The organism is Aeromonas enteropelogenes, assembly GCF_000819845.1.
Classification (GTDB): domain Bacteria; phylum Pseudomonadota; class Gammaproteobacteria; order Enterobacterales; family Aeromonadaceae; genus Aeromonas; species Aeromonas enteropelogenes.
Genome location: NZ_CDCG01000037.1, coordinates 639,580 through 660,117, shown reverse-complemented (window position 1 = coordinate 660,117; position 20,538 = coordinate 639,580). Strand labels below are relative to the sequence as shown.

The 20,538-nt window shown below is 61.4% G+C and carries 16 protein-coding genes; 5 read left to right on the top strand and 11 right to left on the bottom strand.

Translation table 11 applies throughout. From position 1 onward, the window contains the following. The first annotated feature begins 312 nt into the window (after positions 1 to 312). The gene (locus tag BN1123_RS15810; protein ID WP_042028159.1) at positions 313 to 924 is read left to right on the top strand and encodes a YitT family protein; all 612 of its coding nucleotides are present in this window, start codon (positions 313 to 315) and stop codon (positions 922 to 924) included. A gap of 69 nt (positions 925 to 993) precedes the next feature. On the opposite strand, the gene BN1123_RS15805 is transcribed toward BN1123_RS15810, so the two are convergent. The 5 genes from BN1123_RS15805 to BN1123_RS15785 form a co-directional block, all read right to left on the bottom strand. Continuing rightward, complete coding sequence (locus BN1123_RS15805; RefSeq protein ID WP_042028158.1) at positions 994 to 1,995, bottom strand: ABC transporter ATP-binding protein; 1,002 nt, start codon at positions 1,993 to 1,995, stop codon at positions 994 to 996. Next, positions 1,992 to 3,050, bottom strand: a complete 1,059-nt coding sequence (locus BN1123_RS15800) for an ABC transporter ATP-binding protein (RefSeq protein WP_042028157.1) — start codon at positions 3,048 to 3,050, stop codon at positions 1,992 to 1,994. The genes BN1123_RS15805 and BN1123_RS15800 overlap by 4 nt, the downstream gene beginning before the upstream one ends. 25 nt (positions 3,051 to 3,075) lie before the next feature. Further along, a complete protein-coding gene (locus BN1123_RS15795; RefSeq protein WP_042028156.1) occupies positions 3,076 to 4,893 on the bottom strand; it encodes an extracellular solute-binding protein in 1,818 nt (605 codons plus the stop codon). 94 nt (positions 4,894 to 4,987) lie between these two features. Continuing rightward, positions 4,988 to 6,031, bottom strand: a complete 1,044-nt coding sequence (locus tag BN1123_RS15790; protein WP_082037555.1) for an ABC transporter permease — start codon at positions 6,029 to 6,031, stop codon at positions 4,988 to 4,990. Continuing rightward, complete coding sequence (locus BN1123_RS15785) at positions 6,028 to 7,053, bottom strand: ABC transporter permease subunit (RefSeq protein ID WP_042028153.1); 1,026 nt, start codon at positions 7,051 to 7,053, stop codon at positions 6,028 to 6,030. The genes BN1123_RS15790 and BN1123_RS15785 overlap by 4 nt, the downstream gene beginning before the upstream one ends. A gap of 499 nt (positions 7,054 to 7,552) precedes the next feature. Here BN1123_RS15785 and BN1123_RS15780 point away from each other — a divergent pair, with 499 nt between their 5' ends. Continuing rightward, positions 7,553 to 8,473, top strand: a complete 921-nt coding sequence (locus tag BN1123_RS15780) for a L,D-transpeptidase family protein (RefSeq protein ID WP_042028152.1) — start codon at positions 7,553 to 7,555, stop codon at positions 8,471 to 8,473. A 101-nt stretch (positions 8,474 to 8,574) separates the two neighbouring features. Here BN1123_RS15780 and sppA read toward each other — a convergent pair whose 3' ends face one another. Then, complete coding sequence (sppA, locus tag BN1123_RS15775) at positions 8,575 to 10,419, bottom strand: signal peptide peptidase SppA (protein WP_042028151.1); 1,845 nt, start codon at positions 10,417 to 10,419, stop codon at positions 8,575 to 8,577. Between the two features lie 207 nt (positions 10,420 to 10,626). Between sppA and BN1123_RS15770 the strand changes: the two genes are divergently transcribed. Both BN1123_RS15770 and BN1123_RS15765 read left to right on the top strand, forming a co-directional pair. Next, entirely contained in the window at positions 10,627 to 12,666 is a 2,040-nt protein-coding gene (locus BN1123_RS15770; RefSeq protein WP_042028150.1) for an NADPH-dependent 2,4-dienoyl-CoA reductase, read from the top strand. A 106-nt stretch (positions 12,667 to 12,772) separates the two neighbouring features. Next, a complete protein-coding gene (locus BN1123_RS15765; RefSeq protein ID WP_026457242.1) occupies positions 12,773 to 13,321 on the top strand; it encodes an NAD(P)H nitroreductase in 549 nt (182 codons plus the stop codon). A 521-nt stretch (positions 13,322 to 13,842) separates the two neighbouring features. Here the strand turns inward: BN1123_RS15765 and prmA are convergent. Both prmA and BN1123_RS15755 read right to left on the bottom strand, forming a co-directional pair. Beyond that, complete coding sequence (gene prmA / locus BN1123_RS15760; RefSeq protein WP_042028149.1) at positions 13,843 to 14,721, bottom strand: 50S ribosomal protein L11 methyltransferase; 879 nt, start codon at positions 14,719 to 14,721, stop codon at positions 13,843 to 13,845. A 523-nt stretch (positions 14,722 to 15,244) separates the two neighbouring features. Further along, a complete protein-coding gene (locus BN1123_RS15755) occupies positions 15,245 to 16,255 on the bottom strand; it encodes a zinc-binding alcohol dehydrogenase family protein (protein WP_042028147.1) in 1,011 nt (336 codons plus the stop codon). A 101-nt stretch (positions 16,256 to 16,356) separates the two neighbouring features. Here BN1123_RS15755 and BN1123_RS15750 point away from each other — a divergent pair, with 101 nt between their 5' ends. Next, positions 16,357 to 17,229, top strand: coding sequence for a LysR family transcriptional regulator (locus tag BN1123_RS15750; RefSeq protein WP_042028145.1), 873 nt, complete (start codon positions 16,357 to 16,359; stop codon positions 17,227 to 17,229). A gap of 1 nt (position 17,230) precedes the next feature. Here the strand turns inward: BN1123_RS15750 and BN1123_RS15745 are convergent, their stop codons facing one another. The 3 genes from BN1123_RS15745 to BN1123_RS15735 all read right to left on the bottom strand — a co-directional run bounded on the left by BN1123_RS15745 (position 17,231) and on the right by BN1123_RS15735 (position 20,462). Next, entirely contained in the window at positions 17,231 to 18,661 is a 1,431-nt protein-coding gene (locus BN1123_RS15745; protein WP_042028143.1) for a PTS transporter subunit EIIC, read from the bottom strand. Positions 18,662 to 18,757: 96 nt separating this feature from the next. Further along, a complete protein-coding gene (gene panF, locus BN1123_RS15740; protein ID WP_042028142.1) occupies positions 18,758 to 20,209 on the bottom strand; it encodes a sodium/pantothenate symporter in 1,452 nt (483 codons plus the stop codon). Continuing rightward, positions 20,199 to 20,462 carry a YhdT family protein gene (locus tag BN1123_RS15735; protein ID WP_042028224.1) on the bottom strand — a complete coding sequence of 88 codons (264 nt, stop codon included), beginning with the start codon at positions 20,460 to 20,462 and terminating at the stop codon, positions 20,199 to 20,201. Before BN1123_RS15735 ends, panF begins: the two co-directional genes overlap by 11 nt. Positions 20,463 to 20,538 lie beyond the last annotated feature (76 nt).

Genomic DNA, 20,538 nt, shown 5'->3' with positions numbered 1-20,538 from the left:
CTGCGCTTTGCTCCTCGATGCAGGCAGTGACAAGCCATCCATTCTAAAGGGATCCGTTTTTTTGGGCAGTGAGTTTAGTCGGTTTTTTCAGGCTCGATTCAGTTTGGACTTACCACTGCTTTGTCTTGTTTTGGTGCAAAGATTGTAACGCTGTGCTGACGAACACCATTTTGGTGCGTTCAGGCCGCGTCTTGTGATCCGGGTCACTGAAGCCGGACACTGTCGCCCATAACGAAGCCTTGCCAACAAGGCTCGCAGCCGGTCAGCCGGCGACAGACTCTCTTTACATTACTTCGCTTGGATACACAGGTTATGGACAACACCTCGATTCGCAACGCGCATCCCGTCTATGAGGATGTGCTGGCCCTGCTGACTGCGGTGGGCTTCGTCTCCCTCGGCATCTTTCTGTTCCATCAGGTTGGTCTGCTCACCGGCGGCACCGCCGGGCTGGCGCTGCTGCTGCAACAGGTGACTGGCGTCAGCTTCGGTCTGCTGTTCTTCTGCATCAACCTCCCTTTCTACGTCCTGGCCTGGCTGCGCATGGGGCCGCGCTTTACCCTCAACACCTTCGCCTCGGTGGCGGCGGTCTCCTTCATGACCGATCACCTCAACGGCGTGCTGCAGATCGGCAAGATAGAGCCCCTCTATGCGGCGCTCATCGGTGGCACCCTGATCGGCATGGGGCTGCTCATCATGTTTCGCCACAAGTCGAGCCTGGGCGGCTTCAACATACTGGCGTTGTTTGTTCAGGATCGCTTCGGCATCCGAGCTGGCAAGTTACAGATGGGGCTGGATTGCGCCATCGTCGTGACCTCCTTCTTCGTGGTGCAGCCCTGGATCCTGGCGCTCTCCATCGTCGCAGCCGTTATCTGTAATCTTGTGTTGACACTCAACCACAAGCCGGGGCGCTACCAGATCGCCTGATTGGGGATGGCATCAGCAATGAAATGAGGCGGCCACAGGGCCGCCTCGTTCATTTCTGCCTTGCCTGCGTCAGCTGGCCTGCTCCAGAGAAGGATCGCCGCCGGCGCAGAGCGGTGTATGGCACGCCACCTGGTGGGCGCCATCACCGCACAGTGCCAGTTTCGGTGCCGTGCTCCTGCACAGCTCGCTGGCATAAGGGCAGCGCTGGTGGAAGTGGCAGCCGCTCGGGGGCGAGATGGGCGAGGGGACGTCGCCGGTCAGCAGGATGCGCTGGTTGCGCCGACGGGGATCCGGTACCGGAATGGCCGAGATGAGCGCCCGGGTATAGGGGTGGCGCGGCGCCAGATAGAGCGACTGCGCCTCTGCCAGCTCGACGATCCTGCCCAAATACATGACGGCGACCCGATCCGAGATGTGTTTCACTACCGACAGGTCGTGGGCGATGAAGATGATGGTGAGGTTCATCTCCCGCTGCAGGGTGAGCAGCAGGTTGACGATCTGCGACTGCACCGAGACATCGAGGGCCGACACTGCCTCGTCACACACCAGCAGCTTGGGCTTGAGGGCGATGGCCCGAGCAATCCCGATGCGCTGGCGCTGGCCGCCGGAAAATTCGTGGGGGTAGCGATCCATTGCGCTGCCTGGCAAACCGACTTTCTCCAGCAGCTCCAGCACCCACTCGCGGCGCTGGGTAGTGTTGCCCTTGCCGTGGATGATGAAGGGCTCTTCCAGGATCTGGCCTACCGTGTGGCGGCTGTTGAGGGATTCTGCAGGATCCTGAAACACCATCTGCATCTCCTGGCGCAGGGATCGCATCTCCCTGGGGGAGAGGTGAGTGATATCCCGCCCTTCGAAGGTGATGGTTCCGGCGGTCGGCTCGAACAACTTGAGCAGGGTGCGTCCCAGGGTGGACTTGCCACAGCCGGATTCACCCACCAGCCCCAGCGTCTCCCCCTGTTTCAGGTCGAAGCTGATGCCATCCACCGCGTGGACCGTATATTGCTTGCGCAAAAATCCGCCCCCCAGCCGGAAGTGCTGTTTCAGATCCCGCACCGATAAAAGCGTGCTCATACGGTCAACTCCTTCCAGTAATGGCAGGCCACCCTGTGGTGGGGATTGAGCTGCTCGACCGCCGGAATGGCGCGGATGCAAAGATCGGTGGCGTGGGGGCAGCGATTGGAGAAACGACAGCCGGCCGGCATCTCGTCAAGGGCGGGCACCTGACCCCTGATGGTTTTGAGCAGGCTCTTGGGGGCATCTTCGAGACGGGGGATCGAGGCCATCAGGCCATGAGTATAGGGGTGGCGTGGCTGGTCAAACAGCTCGAACACGTTTGCCTGTTCCACCGCGCGGCCGGCGTACATCACCACCACTTCGTCGCACAGCTCCGCCACCACCCCGAGATCGTGGGTGATGAAGATGATGGCCATGCCGGTCTGGGCCTGCAACTCCTTCATCAGCTCCAGGATCTGGGCCTGGATGGTGACATCGAGCGCCGTAGTCGGCTCATCGCAGATAAGCAGGGAAGGCTCGCAGGCCAGCGCCATGGCGATCATCACCCGCTGGCGCATGCCGCCGGAGAGGTTGTGGGGATAGACGGCAAAACGCTGGGCCGGTTCCGGGATCCCCACCTTCTGCAGCATGGCGATGGCGGCCTCCCGGCGCTCGGCCTTGCTGTAGTCAGGGCGATGGAGGTGAAACACCTCCATCAGCTGATCCCCGACCGTCTGCACCGGGTTGAGCGCCGTCATCGGCTCTTGGAAGATCATCGAGATGCGGTTGCCGCGCACCTTGTACATCTGATCCGGCGCCAGCGTGAGCAGCTCCTCCCCCTGAAAGCGGATGGAGCCCGCCACCACCTGGCCGTGGGGTTTGGGCAGCAACCCCATGATGGCGAGCGAGGTGACGCTCTTGCCGCAGCCGGACTCGCCGACGATCCCCAGGGTCTGGCCCGGAGCGACCTGGAAGCTGACCCCGTCGAGCACCTTTATCTTGCCGTCGTCGACGGCGAACTCCACCTCGAGGTCACGCACCTCAAGAATCGGGGTCTTGTTCTGGCCGTTCTCAACGGCACCCTCTACCCCGTTATCCCGGACGTCAAGAATGGAGGCCTGTGTGTTGGGCATGACTGCTGCTCCCTTCTCTGCGGCATCAATGACGTGCATAGGTCTTGTCGGTCTGCGTGATAGGGGTCAGCGCCTCCCCTGCCTCCCTGGCTTTCTGGGTCTCTTCCTTCACCTTGGGATCGAGCCAGAGCAGGCCGCCACTGCTGTGGGGATAGCCATCCATGGGCCAGTAGAGCAGATCAGGTGTGTTCCGAGTGGCCGGCACCTCGGGCAGCATCACGTAGCGCCAGCTACTGGCCCGCACATAGTTGAGCTGTACCCCGGGCACGAAGATGGCCAAGTCATAGATGCGCTGCTGGATCTGTTGTGAGAGCTTGGCCCGTTTGGCCATGTCGAATTCGACGTTATAGGCGTCGATAAGGTTATCCAGCTCCTTGTCGGCCACGTTGAACAGGTTGTTGGTCTGCGGCTTGTTGGCGTTGGCCGAGTGGAACGACTCCCAGTATTGCGGATAGAGCCCCCCGCCAGCCCAACCCATCCAGGCCGCCTCGTGTTTCTTCTCCAGCATCACCTTGAAGCCGGTGGCACCATCCACCAGGTTGAGCTCCAGATCCAGGCCCGCCTTCTTGGCCTCTTCCTTCAGCACGGTCAGCCGCTTGGAGTGCTCCTGACTGGTGTAGGTGACGGCCAGGGTCAGCCGCTCCCCCTTGTCGTTTTGCAGGATACCGTCCGGCCCCGGCTTGCTATAGCCCCCCTTGGCGAAGTAGTCGCGTGCCTTGGCGATGTCATAGGCCCGCTCCGGCAGCTGCATGTCGGTAAACTCGCCAAAGCCCGAGCCGAAGGTGGTGGCCCGGTCGTAGTCGCCCCGCAGCACGGTTTCGATCATCTTGTCGATGTTGAAGGCGTGCTGGATGCCGAGCCGCACATTGATATCGGCCAGCTTGGGATGGGCGACATTGAGGTGAACCCCCTGTCCGCCCTGCTTGGTGTCGGTCATGGCCATCACCTTCTGCACATAGCCCTTCTTGTACTCGGGGGTGACGGCCTTCTCATGCCACCAGTTCGGCAGGATCATCTCGAAGGTGTCTATCTCCCCTTTCAGGAAGTGGCGAAAGGCGATATTGCGATCCCGGATCACCTGCACCTTGATTGTGTCGAGGTTGAACCTGTGCTGGTTGTAGCGATCGTCCTTTGCCCACCACTCCTTCTGCTTGCTGAAGGTGATGGATTTACCTTTCTTCACGTCGGTAATCACATAGGGGCCCGTGGTGGGCACCACGGCCCAGTTGTACAGCTTCACCCAATTGGGGCCGAGCTTGTAGTAGTGCTTGGGCTGGGGCCACAGCTCTGTGGTGTTGAGCAGATCCAGCCTGGCCTTGCGGCTGCCCGCCTTCACCAGGATGGTGTGGTCGTCGATCTTCTCCACCGCCACCACCTCGGTGGTGTAGTAGTTGTTGAACCAGGGGCCCTTGATGTCCTTGGATCGCATCATCTCGTAGCCGAAGGTGTAGTCATCGGCGGTGACGGGCTTGCCGTCCGACCATTTGGCGCGCGGGTCGAGCTTGAAGTAGACGGTTTGGCTGTCCGGCGCGATGGCCCAGGCGCTTGCGAGGGACGGGATGGGGTTGCCGGTATTGGGGTGGAAGCTGATGAGCCTCAGCTGGTTGTCCAAGATGAAGGAGCGAAACGCGCCGTTGGAGTCGGGCCCCACGGTGCGAAACGTCAGCGGAAAGCTGTCCACGAACATGGTGATGCTGCCTCCGGGCAGCGCTTTGGGGGAGGCGAACACGGGGTCCGTGTCGTTGGTTTCCCACTTGAGATCCGCAGGCAGGCTGGCCGTCCAACCCCAGGATCCGTTCACCAGCAGAAAAAGTGCACCTATCCATTTGATTTTATTGTTCATGTTTGACTTCCTGGTCATTCCCCACTGCGGGGGCTTGATTGATAACGGGTTAATCCATGTGACCCGTAGCCGCCCGTCGTGGCGGCTCGTCCTGTCACTGATAACGGGTAAATTTGCGCGGATCGAACGCCTCGCGAATGGCCTCGCCGATAAAGGAGACCATGATGAGCACCAGGCTCACCGCCGCTACCACCGAGCTCACGATCCAGATGGCGTCCAGGTTGTTGATGCCCTGAGAGAGCAGCTCCCCCCAGCTCGGGGTCGGTGGTGCCAGGCCAAAGCCCAGATAGTCCAGCGCTGTCAGGGTGGAGATGTTGCCCACTACGGCAAAGGGCGCCAGGGTCACCACCATCACCAGAGTGTTCGGCAGGATGTGGTGGAAGATGATCCGCCCCGTGCCCGCTCCCTGGGCCCGCGCCGCCATCACATAGTCCCTCGCCCGCTCCTTGTAGGTGAGGGTGCGCATGTACCAGGTGATCCCCATCCAGCCGAACAGCACGTTGATGCCCACAAACAGGCCGAAGTTCGGCTTGGCCAGGGAGACCAGGATCATGATGACGTAGAGGAAGGGCACCTGGGACCAGATCTCGATAAAGCGCTGCAGCACTAGGTCAAACCGCCCGCCGAGGAAGCCCATCATGCAGCCGATGGTGACCCCGATGACATAGCTCGCCACTAGGGCGATGAAGGCAAAGCCGATGGCGATGCGAAAGCCGTAGACCAGGCGCGCCAGCACGTCGCGACCGCTGGTGTCGGTGCCGAGGAAGTGACGATCGGCCGTGCTCGGGGCATAGGGCGGATAGGCCTCCTCCTTGAAGTCCTGCTCATAGGGATTCCAGGGCACCAGGGGCAGCAGCACCCAGTCCCCCTTTCCTTCCTGCTCAAGCTTGGCTTTCAGCTGGCGGTAGTTGGTCTCGTACTCGTAGTCGAGCCCGAACTGCTGGCCCGGGATCACGTCCCCATAGGTGGGGAAGTAGAGCTCCCCCTGATAGCTCACCGCCAGCGCCCGGCTGTTGACCAGCAGCTCCGCCAGCAGGGAGAGCACCACCAGGGTGGTGAAGATGATAAAGGAGTAGTAGCCGCGTTTTATCGATTTGAAACGCTTGAGTTTTTTCAGGGTGACAGGGTTCATGCTCACTCTCCAAACCGCACGCGAGGATCGACCAGGGCCACGCAGATATCGGAGACGATATTGCCCACCAGCATCAGCAGGGAGGTGATGGCCAGAATGCCCATGACGGTGGGGTAATCCCGCTCGACGATGGCCTCGTAGCCGAGCAGGCCGATGCCGTCGATGTTGAAGATGGTCTCGATGAGGAAGGATCCGCCGAAGAAAACGGTGAGCACTGACCCCAGGTGGCTCGCGATGGGGATCAGGCTGTTGCGCATGGCGTGATCGGTGACCGCCTTGCGAAACGGCAACCCTTTGGCCACGGCGGTGCGCACGTAATCCGCCGACAGGTTCTCCATCAAGCTGTTCTTCATGGTCATGGTGAGGATGGCGAAATCCCCGATGGCGTAGGCGATGAGCGGCAGCAGGGCGTGGGCGAAGACGGTGCGGATCTGATCCCAGCTGATCTCCATGTATTCAAAATCGTCCCCCGGGAAGCCCCCCATGGGCAGCCACTCAAGATGGAAGGCGAAGACGGTGATGAGAAAGATCCCCACCACGTAGGCAGGTAGCGCATAAGCCATGTAGATGAGCATGGAACTTAGCGAATCGAAGCGGCTGTTGTGCCTGAGCGCCTTGGCCACCCCGAGCGGGATGGAGACGGCGTAGCTCAGCAAGAAGGTCGCCAGCCCGAAGAAGGCGGTGACCGGTAGTCGCTCCTTGATGAGATCCCACACCGGCTCGTAGTAACGGGTCGACTCCCCCAGATCCAGTACCACCAGCTTCTGCAGCCACTCCCAATAGGCAACCAGCATGGGCTTGTCGAGCCCGTAGAACGCCTTGAGCTCCTCGATCTGTTCGTCAGAGAGCGCCTGGGCCCCCTTGCTGCCACTGGAGCGACCGCTCTCGTTCTGCGACACCTGTGCCTGCAGCAACATGCGTTCGACCGGGCCGCCCGGCACGAAACGGGTGATGGTGAAGACGAGCAGGGTGATACCGAGGAACGTCGGGATGATCAAAAGCATCCGGCGTAGAAAGTACGACAGCATGATGGAACCTCGTCCTTGTTGTTCTTTTTTGTGGCTAGTCACATCCGGTGACAGGCCTGTCTTTGTGGGCCTGCTCGGTTCAATCTTGCCCACCAGTGATCATTGGTAAATATAAACTCATGCCAGATCAATAAAATAATCGTCCAAAGGCCAGTCATCTGGATTTGGTATTGTCTGGTCCTGAAAGACGTTCCCTCTATTTGTTAGGTGGGACGCTCGGTAAACCTAGCCGCCAGATATGGGTTATCCCCCGTTTCGAGTCTGTTCATCAATTGATCATCTGAACCTTATTAAAGTCATGTTGATGATGTCGACAATGACTGGATTGCCGATAAGCACTTTTAGTAATAAAAGCAACATATCGAAGTTGAAATTTTGGCCGACACAGGAAAGAATGCGCGCTCGGTTATTGGCCTGTGGTGCAGGTTGACCCGCCACCGGCAGACCGAGGATGACAGGGCCGTCGGCCCATTGGTACAGGAAACCATACAGGAATTTTATGAATCCCCTTCGCACTGCCGCTTCGGCCCTTTTATGCACACTCGCACTGGTCAGCCAACAGGCCGCCGCCGTCGAGTACCGTCTGCCTGCGGCCAACAGCCGTCTGATCGGCGAGAATCAGGAATATGTGGTGCCCGCGGACAACCGTCCGCTGGAGCAGATCGCCTCTGACTTCCAGTTGGGTCTGACCAACATCATGGAAGCCAACCCCGGGGTCGATCCCTACCTGCCCAAGGCAGGCAGCACCCTGATCATTCCCCATCAGCTGATCCTGCCCAATGCGCCCCGCGAAGGGATCGTCATCAACGTGGCCGAGATGCGCCTCTATTACTACCCGAAAGGCAAGAACGTGGTGCAGGTGCTGCCCATCGGCATCGGCCAGCTGGGGGTAAACACCCCGGAGAACTGGATCACCAAGGTGGAGCGCAAGCGCGCCAACCCGACCTGGACCCCGACCGAGAACATCCGTCGCCGCTACGCCGCCCAGGGCAAGACCCTGCCTGCGGTCTGGCCGGCCGGTCCTGACAACCCCATGGGTCTGCACGCCCTCTATATCGGCAACCTCTATGCCATCCACGGCACCAATGCCACCTTCGGCATCGGTCTGCGGGTGAGCAGCGGCTGCGTCCGTCTGCGCGCCGACGACATCAAATACCTGTTCGACCACGTGCCGGTCGGTACCCGCGTCCAGTTCGTCAACCAGCCGGTCAAGACCACGGTCGAGCCGGATGGCGGTCGCTACATGGAAGTGCATGAGCCGCTGTCGCGTACCGAGGAGGAGTTCAACTCCACCGCCGCCGTGCCGCTGCCCATGACCCCGGCCACGACCCGCTTCATCGCCCACGCCGACTCTGACTCCAATGTGGTCAAGCAGGTGCTGGAGCAGCGCACCGGCATGCCGACCCGCCTCAATCCCTGATGAGGTCTGTGCCTTTGAAGAAGGCCCGGGCAGGCTAACGAAAACGGCGACCAGATGGTCGCCGTTTTTTATGGCTGGCGTTTGAGCGCCATCAATTGGGGTTACTGCACGCAAACCGGGCAGAAGGCGTAGGTGCCCTGCGGATCGTTGAAGCGCGTCAGCGGATCCAGGTTGCGCTTCACCTCCACCATGGCCTTGCCAAATCCGGCTGGCAGCCAGCTTTGCAGGTACGGTGCCAGCGCCTGGGCGCTGCTGTCGAACAACTGGCGCAGGAACTTGTCCCTGGCTGACTCTTCCTGCTCGATGGGGCTTACCTGCCACTCCTTGAGATTGGCGAGGTCGGCGGCGGTCTTGAGGGCATCGTTGAGGTTGCCGAACTCATCCACCAGACCCAGTGCCTTGGCATCCTCACCGGTCCAGACTCGCCCTTCGGCGGCTTTTTCCGCCTCTTCCGGGCTCAGACCTCGGCCCTTGCCCACCAGATCGACGAAGCGCTGGTAGGTATCCTCCACACTCAGCTGGATAGCCTGGCTGACGTGCTCGGGCAGGGCTCGGGTCAGACCGACGCCGACGTAATCCGTGGTGCCGACGCCATCGGTATGCACCCCGTACTGGGAGAGTGCCTTGTCGATGGTGGCGAACATGCCGAACACCCCGATGGAGCCGGTGAGGGTGGTGGGGGAGGCGAAGATCTTGTCTGCATCGGCGGAGATCCAGTAGCCACCGGAGGCGGCGTAGCTGCCCATGGAGATCACGACCGGCTTGCCAGCCTGTTTCAGGGCCAGCAATTCGGCGCGGATCTGCTCGGCGGCGAAGGCGCTGCCGCCGGGGCTGTCGACCCGCAATACCACGGCTTTTACCTTGTCATCGCGACGAGCATCGGCCAGCAGCTCGGAGAGGCTGTCCCCGCCTATGGTGCCGGCGGGTTGCATGCCGTCCATGATGGCGCCGCTGGCGACGATGAGGCCCACTTCGTCCTTGCCGCTCTGGGGATATTGCTCGGGAATGGCGGCCAGATACTCCTTGAGGCCGACCCCTTTCCAGCCGTGATCCTCATCTTCTCCCACCTCCTTGATCACCGCCTGGGTCATCTCGTCACGGGTGGCGAGCTGATCCACCAGGCCGTTGTCGAGGGCGTAGTTGGCGGCATTGCCACCGGCCTTGCGCAGCAGTTCGAGGAAGCGCTCCTTGCCCGGAGCCACGATCTCCGGATCTATCTCCCGCTGGTTGGCCACGTCGGCAACATAGGATTGCCACAGCTGATCCAGCCAGCGCTGGTTCGCCTCCTTGCTCTCGGGGGACATGTCATCCCGGGTGTAGGGTTCGACGAAGGATTTGTAGGTACCGACCTTGAACACATGGGGGGTGATGTTGAGTTTCTCCAGCGCCGACTTGAAGTAGGTCTGGTAGACGCCCAGGCCCTCGATCACCACGGCGCCGCTCTGGTTGAGCAGCACGTGGTCGGCGTGAGCCGCCAGCAGGTATTGCCCCTGGGTATAGAAGTCGGCCATGGCGATGACCGGCTTGCCGCTCTCCTTGAAGGCATCAATGGCGCTTGCCACCTCCTGCAATTTGGAGAAGCTGGCGCCCTGCAGTCCCTGTGGCTTGATCACCAGCGCCTTGATGCGATCGTCATCCTTGGCGTTGTGAATGGCCCACAGCAGATCGGAGAGCACGATCTCGCTCGGCTGCTCGTCGCTGCTGTCCATCTGGCGCAGCAGCTGCACAGTGGGGTCTGTCTGGGAACGCTGCTCGACCAGCACGCCGTTGAGGTTGAGAGTGAGCGCCCCTTCGATGGGGGCCACCGGAGCCTCTTTCTGGCCGAAGCTGACGACGATGACCAGCACGACCAGCAGAAACAGCAGATTGACCAGCATCAGGCGGGTGAAGTTGAGCAGACGCCACAGGCTGCGGAACAACCAGCCCAGGCCTTTGAAAATAGACATAGTCGCGTTATCGCCCTGTTAATGGGGGAGGAGGGGCCATTATTAACCAGTTGGGGGCGAAATTGCCATTTCCGGCTGGTGGATCCGGCGCCCGGGATTCAGGACACGGCTGTGCGCTGAAAAATTGTCCAAACATTTGTTTGAAAAAGAATTTTCGATTCTTTACTCTAGCTCCACATTGATAACAAAAAATTAACTGGAGGCCCTGTGAGTCGTTATCCAACCCTGCTGACCCCGCTCGATCTCGGCTTTACCCAATTGCGCAACAGGGTATTGATGGGTTCGATGCACACCGGCCTCGAAGAGGAGAAAGGGGGCTTTGACAAGCTGGCCGCCTTCTATGGCGAACGCGCCCGTGGCGGGGTCGGCCTCATCGTGACCGGCGGTATCGCCCCCAACCTGCGTGGGCGCCTGGTGCCTCACGGTTCCCAGCTGAGCTTTCCCTGGCAGGTTGCCAAACACAAGAAGGTGACCCGGGCGGTCCATCAGGAGGGGGGCAAGATAGCGCTGCAGATCCTCCATGCCGGCCGTTACGCCTATCACCCCTTCAGCCTGGCACCGAGTGCCCTCAAGGCTCCCATCTCACCGTTCAAGCCGCGCGCCATGAGCGAGCGGCAGATCCGCGGCACCATCCGCGACTTCGCCGCCACCGCAGCGCTCGCCAGGGCGGCAGGTTATGACGGGGTCGAGGTGATGGGATCGGAAGGCTATCTCATCAACCAGTTCATTTGCGAGCGCACCAACAAGCGTACCGATGGCTGGGGCGGCAGCAGCGAAAACCGGATGCGTTTCCCGGTGGAGATAGTGCGTGCCATCCGCGAGCGGGTCGGCCCGGATTTCATCATTATCTTCCGTCTCTCCATGCTGGATCTGGTGGAGCAGGGCTCGACCCTGGAAGAGGTTATAGCCCTCGGTCAGGCGCTGGAGCAGGTGGGGGTGACCCTCATCAACACCGGCATCGGCTGGCACGAGGCGCGGGTGCCCACCATCGCCACCAGCGTGCCGCGCGGCGCCTTCAGCTGGGTGACGGCGGAGCTGAAAAAACACCTCAAGGTGCCGCTTATCACCACCAACCGCATCAACACCCCCGAGGTGGCCGAACGTATCCTTGCGCAGGGAGACGCGGATATGGTCTCCATGGCGCGCCCCTTCCTGGCCGACCCCGAGTTCGTGATCAAGGCCGCCGAAGACAGAGCAGACGAGATCAACACCTGCATCGCCTGCAACCAGGCCTGCCTGGACCACATCTTCAAGCAGAAGCGCGCCTCCTGCCTGGTCAATCCGCGCGCCTGTTTCGAGACCGAGCTCACCTTCGGCCGGGTGCCCCAACCCAAGAAGCTGGCGGTGGTGGGGGCCGGTCCGGCCGGACTCGCGTTTGCCTGCTATGCCGCCGAGCGCGGCCATCAGGTGAGCCTGTTTGATCAGGCGAGCGAGATAGGCGGCCAGTTCAACTTTGCCAAGCAGATCCCGGGCAAGGAAGAGTTTCACGAGACCCTGCGTTATTTTGCCAAACGGCTGGAGAAGTGCGGCGTCGAGCTTTATCTCGGCCAGCGCCAGAGCGCCGAGAGCCTCTTGGGCGGCGGCTTTGACGAGGTGATCCTCGCCACCGGTATCCGTCCGCGCACCCCCAATATTCCTGGCATCGAGCATCCCAAGGTGCTGAGCTACCTGGACGTGCTGCGCGATCACAAGCCGGTGGGCGAGAAGGTGGCGGTGATCGGTGCCGGCGGCATCGGCTTCGATGTGGCCGAATACCTGGTGGAGAAAAGGGTGGCGCAGTCATCCCACGGGGACGGGGATCTTCGTCGTGACCACTGGCTCAAGGAGTGGGGCATCGACAAGCAGCTTGCCGAGCGCGGTGGCTTGACGACCCCGGAAGTCGACGCCCCCGAGCGCCAGATCTGGCTGCTCCAGCGCAAGGAGAGCAAGGTGGGTGACGGCCTTGGCAAGACCACCGGCTGGATCCACCGTACCGTCTTGAAGAACCGCAAGGTGCAGATGCTCTCCGGGGTGCAGTACCTGCGTATCGACGACGAGGGTCTCCATATCCAGGTGGGCGACCAGCAGCAGTGCCTGCCGGTGGATCAGGTGATCATCTGTGCCGGGCAGGAGCCGCTCAAGGAGCTGCAAGTCGGCCTGCAGGCCGCCGGCAAACCGGTACACATCATAGGCGGCGCCGATGTGGCGGCGGAGCTCGATGCCAAGCGGGCGATCCGTCAGGGGGCGGAGCTGGCTGCCGTCATCTAGGTAGCAGGCACTTTGGTCACGTCATAAACCCCTGAGCATCAGGGGTTTTCTTCATTCTGCGCTGTGCTAAGGTAGCGCCATCATAGCCCCAGACAAGGAACTGCCCATGGATGCCCTTACCCTGTTGCTCAATCGCCACTCCTGTGGCCGTCTGGCCGAGCCGGCGCCCGCCGGCGAGGTGCTCGACAATATTCTCAAGGCCGGGCTGCGGGCGCCGGATCACGGTACCCTGACCCCCTGGCAGTTCATCCTGTTTGAAGGGGAAGGGCGCGAGCGGCTCGGTACCCTGCTGGGAGAGGCTGCCCGCCGCCGGGGTGAAGATGAAGAGAGCATCAGGAAGTGTCAGGAGGCGCCGCTGAGGGCCCCGCTGGTGGTTGCCGTCGCGACCCGTTATCAGGAACACCCCAAGGTGCCGAAACTGGAGCAGGAGCTCTCCGCCGGTTGCGCCCTGATGGCGATGCAGATGGCGGCTCAGGCGCAGGGATTCAACGGCATCTGGCGCTCCGGCTGGTTCATCTTCGATGAGCAGATCAACCAGGGATTGGGGCTGGGGGCAGAGGATCAGCTGGTGGGCTTCCTCTATCTCGGCACTCCCATGCTGGAGGCGCGCAAGCTGCGTGAATTACCCCTAGGCGAGTATGTCCGCCGTTTCTGAGTCGCTGACTCTGCTTCGATAGTCTCGGACAAAGCCCTGATCCATCAGGGCTTTTTTGGGCAAACTCCGGATAGTAACCAGAGTGGCCACTGAAAATAAATGGGGGCAGATCGGGATGACGGGCCGTAGCAGGGAATTTTTTAAATAGTGAGATACGCCTCTCAATCCTGGTGTATTTAGCTATGTAAAACGTTTGCGCATCCATTAATATCCCCCTGCCAGTTTAGAAGGGCATCCCTTCTAATTTTTCTGCGATGAGAGTCGCAATTCCGTAGCACCTTTTTAAACAGCCCAACGTCCTCGTGACATTGGGCTTTATTTTTATGGTGTTTTCAGCCGTGTTCTGGCAATTCTCATGGCCTGATATCCGCCACTCTCCACGCCATCTGCGCGATGAAGTTTTTCCCTGGTCCTGGTGTGTGAAGCAGCATTGCGAGTGGATAAACGGGGGCGAGCAGGCGAGCAAATAGAACAAGGGCACCCGAAGGTGCCCTTGTCGTCGTCATGCTGCCTTTTCGCTATCAGCCGTGTTTGCGGCCGGATAGGCGGCACCACTCCTCTTTCACTGCGGTCGGATCCATCTCGAACCACTGACCGTAGATAGTCTCCAGCTCGGGGGCCTGGCTCTCCAGCACGCCGGAGAGGGCCATCAGGCTGCCCGGCTTGCCCAGACCGGCGATCAGCGGCGCCAGCTCACGTAGCGGGCCGGCCAGGATGTTGGCGACCACCACGTCGGCCAGCAGCCCTTCCGGTTGCTCGGCGGGCAGATAGAGCTCGATCTGGTCGGCGACGCCGTTGCGCATCGCGTTGTCACGGCTGGCCTGGATGGCCTGCGGATCGATGTCGATGCCGATCACCCGGGCGGCGCCGAGTTTCAGGGCGGCGATGCCGAGAATGCCGGAGCCACAACCGAAATCGACCACGGTTTTGCCGGCCAGATCCAGCCCGTCCAGCCACTGCAGGCAGAGGGCCGTGGTGGGGTGGGTACCGGTACCGAACGCCAGACCCGGATCCAGCATGACATTGACCGCCTCGGGGTCCGGCACATCGCGCCAGCTCGGGCAGATCCACAGCCTCTCGCCAAACTGCATGGGGTGGAAGTGATCCATCCACTCGCGTACCCAGTCCTTGTCTTCCAGCTGCTCGACCTTGTAGCCGACGTTCTCGCCGAAGATCTGCTGGAAGAAGGCGATGGTGGGGGCCGGATCGGTTTCGGCGTCGAACAGACCCATCACCTCGGTCTCGCCCCACAGCGGGGTTTCGCCGGGCATGGGTTCATAGACGGGCACATCCTTGGCATCCATAAAGGTCACCGCCTGGGCACCACGCCCCAGCAGCATGTTGCTCACCTTGTCTGCGGTCTTGGCAGTGGCGTTGATTCGAATTTGTATCCAGGGCATGGCGTCGACTCTTCATAAATGTGAAACCGCGGGATTCTACCATCATGGGGCTTTGCTGTCGTGGTTTGCCCATGGGGTGTGGTGGAGCAAGGCAACTTTGCCAAGTTGGCATGGTTAATGTATTCCCCAATGGGTGACGGGAAGCAACCTGTTCCCGCTGAATGCTTTGCTCTAGGAAAGTTCCGTCATTGCTTGGCCACCTTCGGGTGGCTTTTTTTGTTTCAAACCGATGGCGTGAGAGTGGCATGGGACTTTGAATAGTCGGAGAGAGGGGAAAGTCTGCAATAAACGGCGTATTGGCACACAAGCTGCAAAAGCCAATCTGTCCTGCAAAGGATGTGTGTGTGATTGTTACCCCAATGTTCAGGTATTTAGGGCCATTCCGACGGAATGGCCCCTTTTTTATGTCATCTCTTCAATCATGTCGCGCCTGATTGCCGGACAACCGACCGGCCCTGTGCCTTGATGGGGCTTGCCGTTGGTGAAAATACCCCAGCTTGGTGCGTTTTTTACCTCCAAGGGACTAGAAGCCGCTCATATCGATCACCAGCTTGCCCATCATGCGGCCGGCTTCCAGCTCTGCATGGGCCCGGGCCAGGGTGGCCGGTGTCAGTTCGGGCAGCGTGTGGGTCAGGGTGCTCTTCAGCACGCCCTGATCCACCAGGGTGGCAACCTGTTGCAGCAGCCTGTGCTGCTCGATCATGTCCGGGGTCTGGAACAGGGAGCGGGTAAACATGAACTCCTGGCTGAAGGTGGCGCTCTTGCTCTTGAGCAGGGAGAGATCCCAGGGATCTTTCGATTCGGCGATGGTACAGATGTGACCGAACGGGCGAATGAGATCTGCCATGGCTTGCCAGTGCTGCTCGGTGGCATTGGTGCAGAAGATGGCGTCCACCTGTTCGATGCCAAGGGCGGCCAGATCCGATGACAGGCTGTGATGACTCACTACCTGATGGGCCCCCATCTGCTGGCACCAGTCGCGAGTCTCGGGGCGAGAGGCGGTGGCGATCACTTCCATGCCGGTGAGCTGGCGGGCCAGCTGAATGGCGATGGAACCCACTCCGCCAGCGCCGCCGATGATGAGCAGCCGGCCAGTGCTCTTGCGAGTGAGGCCAAGGCGCTCGAACAGGGCCTCCCAGGCGGTGATGGCGGTCAGCGGCAGGGCGGCGGCCTCCACGTCGCTCAGAGTTGTGGGGGCGAGGGCAGCGATGCGTTCATCCACCAGTTGCAGAGCGCTGTTGCTGCCGGGGCGGCTGATGTCACCGGCGTACCAGACTCTGTCGCCCGCCTTGAACAGGGTCACCTCGCTGCCGACGGCGACAACCTCGCCCACGGCATCCCAACCGAGCACGCGGGGACTGCTCTCGACCTTCTCCTTGGGGGCGCGCACCTTGGTGTCGACTGGGTTGACGGAGGTGGCATTGACCCGTACCAGCAAATCCCGCGGGCCCGGCGTCGGCTCGGGCAGGCTGGCTTCGATGAAGCAGTGGGGATGATCGCTCGGCAGATAGTGGGTCAGGGCGATGGCTTTCATGGCTGTTCCTTTCAAATCGGTTGGAGGGGGGATTGCCAGCCACTCTAGTCTGTCTGATTATTCGGATTAAGATGGGTAATTGGTAAAGACTGTTTGAATATATGAACAATGTCGAACTGGAATTGATGGGGTTGTTTGCCACCGTGGTGGAGCAGGGCAGCTTTACCCGGGCGGCCGAGCTGCTCGGCATGCCAAAATCCTCGGTGAGCCAGAAGATCTCGCGGCTTGAGTCACAGCTCGGAGTGCGGTTGCTTCAGCGCACCACCCGCAGGCTCAGCCTGACCCCTCAGGGTGAGATTTATGTAGAACACTGCCGCGGATTGCTGACCCTGGCCCGCAGCGCCAATCTGGCGATGGCGCGGCTTCGCAGCGCTCCCGCCGGCCGGGTGCGGATCACTGCGCCCGAGGCGACCGGCACCTTGCTGCTTGGTCCTATCTTGGCCGAGTTTCGCGCCCTCTATCCCGAGGTGGTGCTGGAGCTGACCCTGAGTGACGAGCAGCTGGATCTGGTGAGGGAGGGGTACGATCTGGCGCTGCGGGCTGCGCCGCTAAAGGATTCCAGCCTCATCTGCTGGCGCATCGGCGAGGTGGCCCGTTATCTGGTGGCCTCTCCCGGTTATCTGGCGCGCCACGGCATGCCGCAGCTGCTGGCCGAGCTGGCGCACCATGTCTGTCTGGTTCACACCGCTCTTCCGGTGTGGCCGTTGCAGGAGGGGGGCTGGCGACCGCAGGGAGCTTGTGTCAGCAACAGCCTGCTGGCGCTGCGGGAGCTGGCGCTTCATGACGGGGGAATTGCCCTGTTGCCGCAGCATGTCTGCGAGAGCGGGCTGGCCAGCGGGAAATTGCAGAAGATCCTGCCCATGATCCCCATCCCGACCAATCCGTTTTACCTCATCTACCCGAGCCGGGAACACCTGGCGCCCGCCCTGCGCAGCTTGATGGATTTCGTGGCCGAGCGTCTGCCGTTCGCCTGAGTTACCAGCCGCTCTGGCTGGCAGACTCCTGATTGGGCTTGAGGCCGATGGGCACGGACTGGCGTTCGGCCATCATGCGGATCTGCCCCTCTATCAGGTTGGCGCTGGGGCCCAGTACCAGCACCAGTTGATGATCGTTGAGCTGGATCCAGGAGAGGCAACCGAGCTCGAGAAAGCGGGATTGATCCACCAGCTCGATGTCGCGCACCCGCAGGCTGAGGCGGGTCAGGCAGACGCTCATGGCCTGCAGGTTGTCCATGCCCCCCAGCACCTTGAGGTACTGGATCGCCAGCATCTGGGGATCGGAGGGGGCCACGCTCGCCAGCCGTGAGTGTTCCCTGGCGATGGGCTTGCTCGGCATGCTGAGGGGCGAGCGTTCCAGCAACTGGTAAAACAACAGGGTGTAGGCGACGAAGAACAGAATGCCGACCGGGATCAGCCAGAAGCTGTGTTCGCCCGTCTGATAGCTCAGCACCAGATCCAGCAGGCCGGCGGAGAAGTAACTGCCCACCTTGATACCGAGGCTGCTGCACACCGCCAGCGACAGCCCGGTCATCAGGGCGTGGGCCAGAAACAGCCAGGGGGCGGTGAAGGCAAACAGAAACTCGATGGGTTCGGTGATCCCCACCAGCGCCGAGGTTAGCGCCAGGGTGAGCAGCAGCCCACCCTGCGGCAGCCGCCGCATCCGCTGGCGATGGAGCCAGATGGCGAAACAGGCACCCGGTAGACCGAACATGATGATGGGATAGAGCCCCGCCACATACCCTTCGTGCAGCGGCTGGGCACTGGCCAGTGCCTGCAGGTTGCTTTCGCCAAGGCCGATGACGCTGCCCAGCACCTGATGCAGGCCGAGGGGGATCAGCAGCCGGTTGAGGGTGCCGTAACAGAAGGCCCCGAGTGGCGTGGTGAGCAGCTCGGAGGTGAGCAGGGTGAGGCCACGTTCCAGCGGTGGCCACAAGAGTGACAATGGCAGGGCGATAAGCAGGCAGGCCAGCGCCGAGCAGAGCAGGCTGGGGAATTCACCCCGGGCGAAGCGTAGCCAGCCAGGCCGTGTTTGTTGCTGACGGACCCAGGGATAGATGATGGCGGTGGTCAGCCCCGCCAGCAGGCCGCAGATCATGTCCGCATGAAGATTCGGGGCCAGGGTGTTGAAGGCGGTGCTGAGCAGCAGGAAGTTTACCGCCCCGGCCAGTGCCTGGGTGCCTTCCCCCTGCCGGCTCAGGCCAAAGGCGATGGCCACTGCGTAGATGAGCGGCATCTGGCTGAAGATCGCCTGACCGGTGAGAGAGAGCACGGCCATGTCCAGCGCATCGGGTTGCCCGAGTCGATAGACCAGGGCCGCCACCGGCAAGATGGAGACGGGCAGCAGCAGGGCATAGCCAAGCCGCTGCAGGGCTTGGGTAACGACTTGTCGGGTGTCTTTTACGGGCATACGACGCCATTATTTTGTGACTCGGCGCACAGTTTACCCGTAAAACACCCATTTGGGGATAGTTTCGGAACCCCTAATTCATCTTTTACTCAATTTTTACTCGAACAACTCCCGCACTTCCCGCGAAGGCGGAGCACTGAGCAGGCTCACCACCACGAAGGCGAACAAACCGAGAGTCAGGCTGGGCACGATGGCGTGCAGGCCAGCCAGCTTGATCCCCCACTGACTCAGGATGCAGTAGCACAGAATGCCGCACACCATGCTGGCCAGGGCGCCGCGACCGTTGGCCCGCGGCCAGTAGAGGCCGAGCACCAGGGGCCAGAGGAATACCGCCTGCAGGCCGCCGAAGGCGAGCAGGTTGAGCCAGATGATCATCTCCGGGGGCTGCAGCGCCGCCAGCAGTACCAGAGTGCCGAGGATCAGGGTACAGAGCAGGGAGAGGCGGGGGATGCGCACCTCCAGCTTCTCCTGCTTCGGATTGAGGTAGTTGAGGTAGAGATCTTTCACCAGGGTGGCCGAGGCCTGGATCAGCTGGGAGTCGATGGTCGACATGATGGCCGCCATGGGCGCCGCCAGGAAGACCCCGGCGAGCCAGGGGGGCAGCACCTCCATCATAAGAGAGGGCATGATCTTGTCCGGACTGTCCATGCCGGGCAGGATGGCGCGGCCGAGGGCCCCGGCCAGGTGCATGCCGAACATCAAGAGGGCGCTGACGATGGTGCCGATCAGGATGCCGCGATGAAGCGCCTTGCTGTCGCGATAGCCAAAGCAGCGCAGGGCCGAGTGGGGCAGCCCCACCACCCCGATGCAGACCAGGATCCAGAAGCTCAGCATGAAGGGCTGGGTCAGCATGTCGCCGGCCCCCTGCGGGCTTACCAGCTTGGGATCTATCTCCTTGAGCTGGTGGATGAGGTTGGGCAAGCCATCCCCCGCGATCAGGATCCCCGCCAGCAGGGCACCGGTGCCGATCAGCATGATGATCCCCTGCAGGGCATCGGTCATCACCACGGCGCGAAAGCCGCCGATGATGGTGTAGAGCAGCACGCAGCCGGCAAACAGCAGCAGCCCCTGCTGGTAGGAGAGGCCGGTGGCGGTCTCCAGCAGGCGGGCCCCGCCGATGAACTGCACCACCATGGTGGCGATAAAGGCGAGGATGATGGTCACCGAGCCCAGGATCACCACGGCCCGGCTCTGGTAGCGAGCCCACAGCATGTCGTTGATGGTCACCGCATTGACCCGGCGGGCTATGATGGCGAATTTCTTGCCAAGTACCCCCAGGGTGAGCCAGACGGTGGGCAGCTGGATCATCGCCAACAGCACCCAGCCAAGACCAATCTTGTAGGCAGCGCCGGGGCCGCCGATAAAGGACGAGGCCGACGTATAGGTGGCCACCAGCGTCATGGCCAGCACCAGGCCGCCCATGCTGCGGTTACCGATGAAGTACTCCTGAACGAAGTTGCCGGCGGCGCGATGGCGGCTGGCCCAGAAGCCAACCCCCAGCACCAGCACCAGATAGATGAAGAGCGGCAGCATCAACTCAAGATTCATGGGAGGGCTCCTTGGGCTGAAGCGGCTCGGGATCGAGAGGGATCTCCACGAACAAGCGGTTCACCATCAGGGCGCAGAGCAGGATGAACAGCAGCGGCATCACCATGCAGCTGAGCAGGAACCAGAGCGGCAGCCCCCACAGCTCAAGCTGCGGCGGAATAAAGTAGGCGGTGCCATACCAGGCAAAGAAGTAGAGCAGGGTCAGCAGCAGGCAGAAGACTGCTTCCCGGCGGGCGAGAGCGAAACGGTTCACCTTGGCCTCCGACAATTTCGAGGGGCGCAAGGATAACAAAAAAGGGCCATGTCGCCATGGCCCTTTTTCAGCAGAG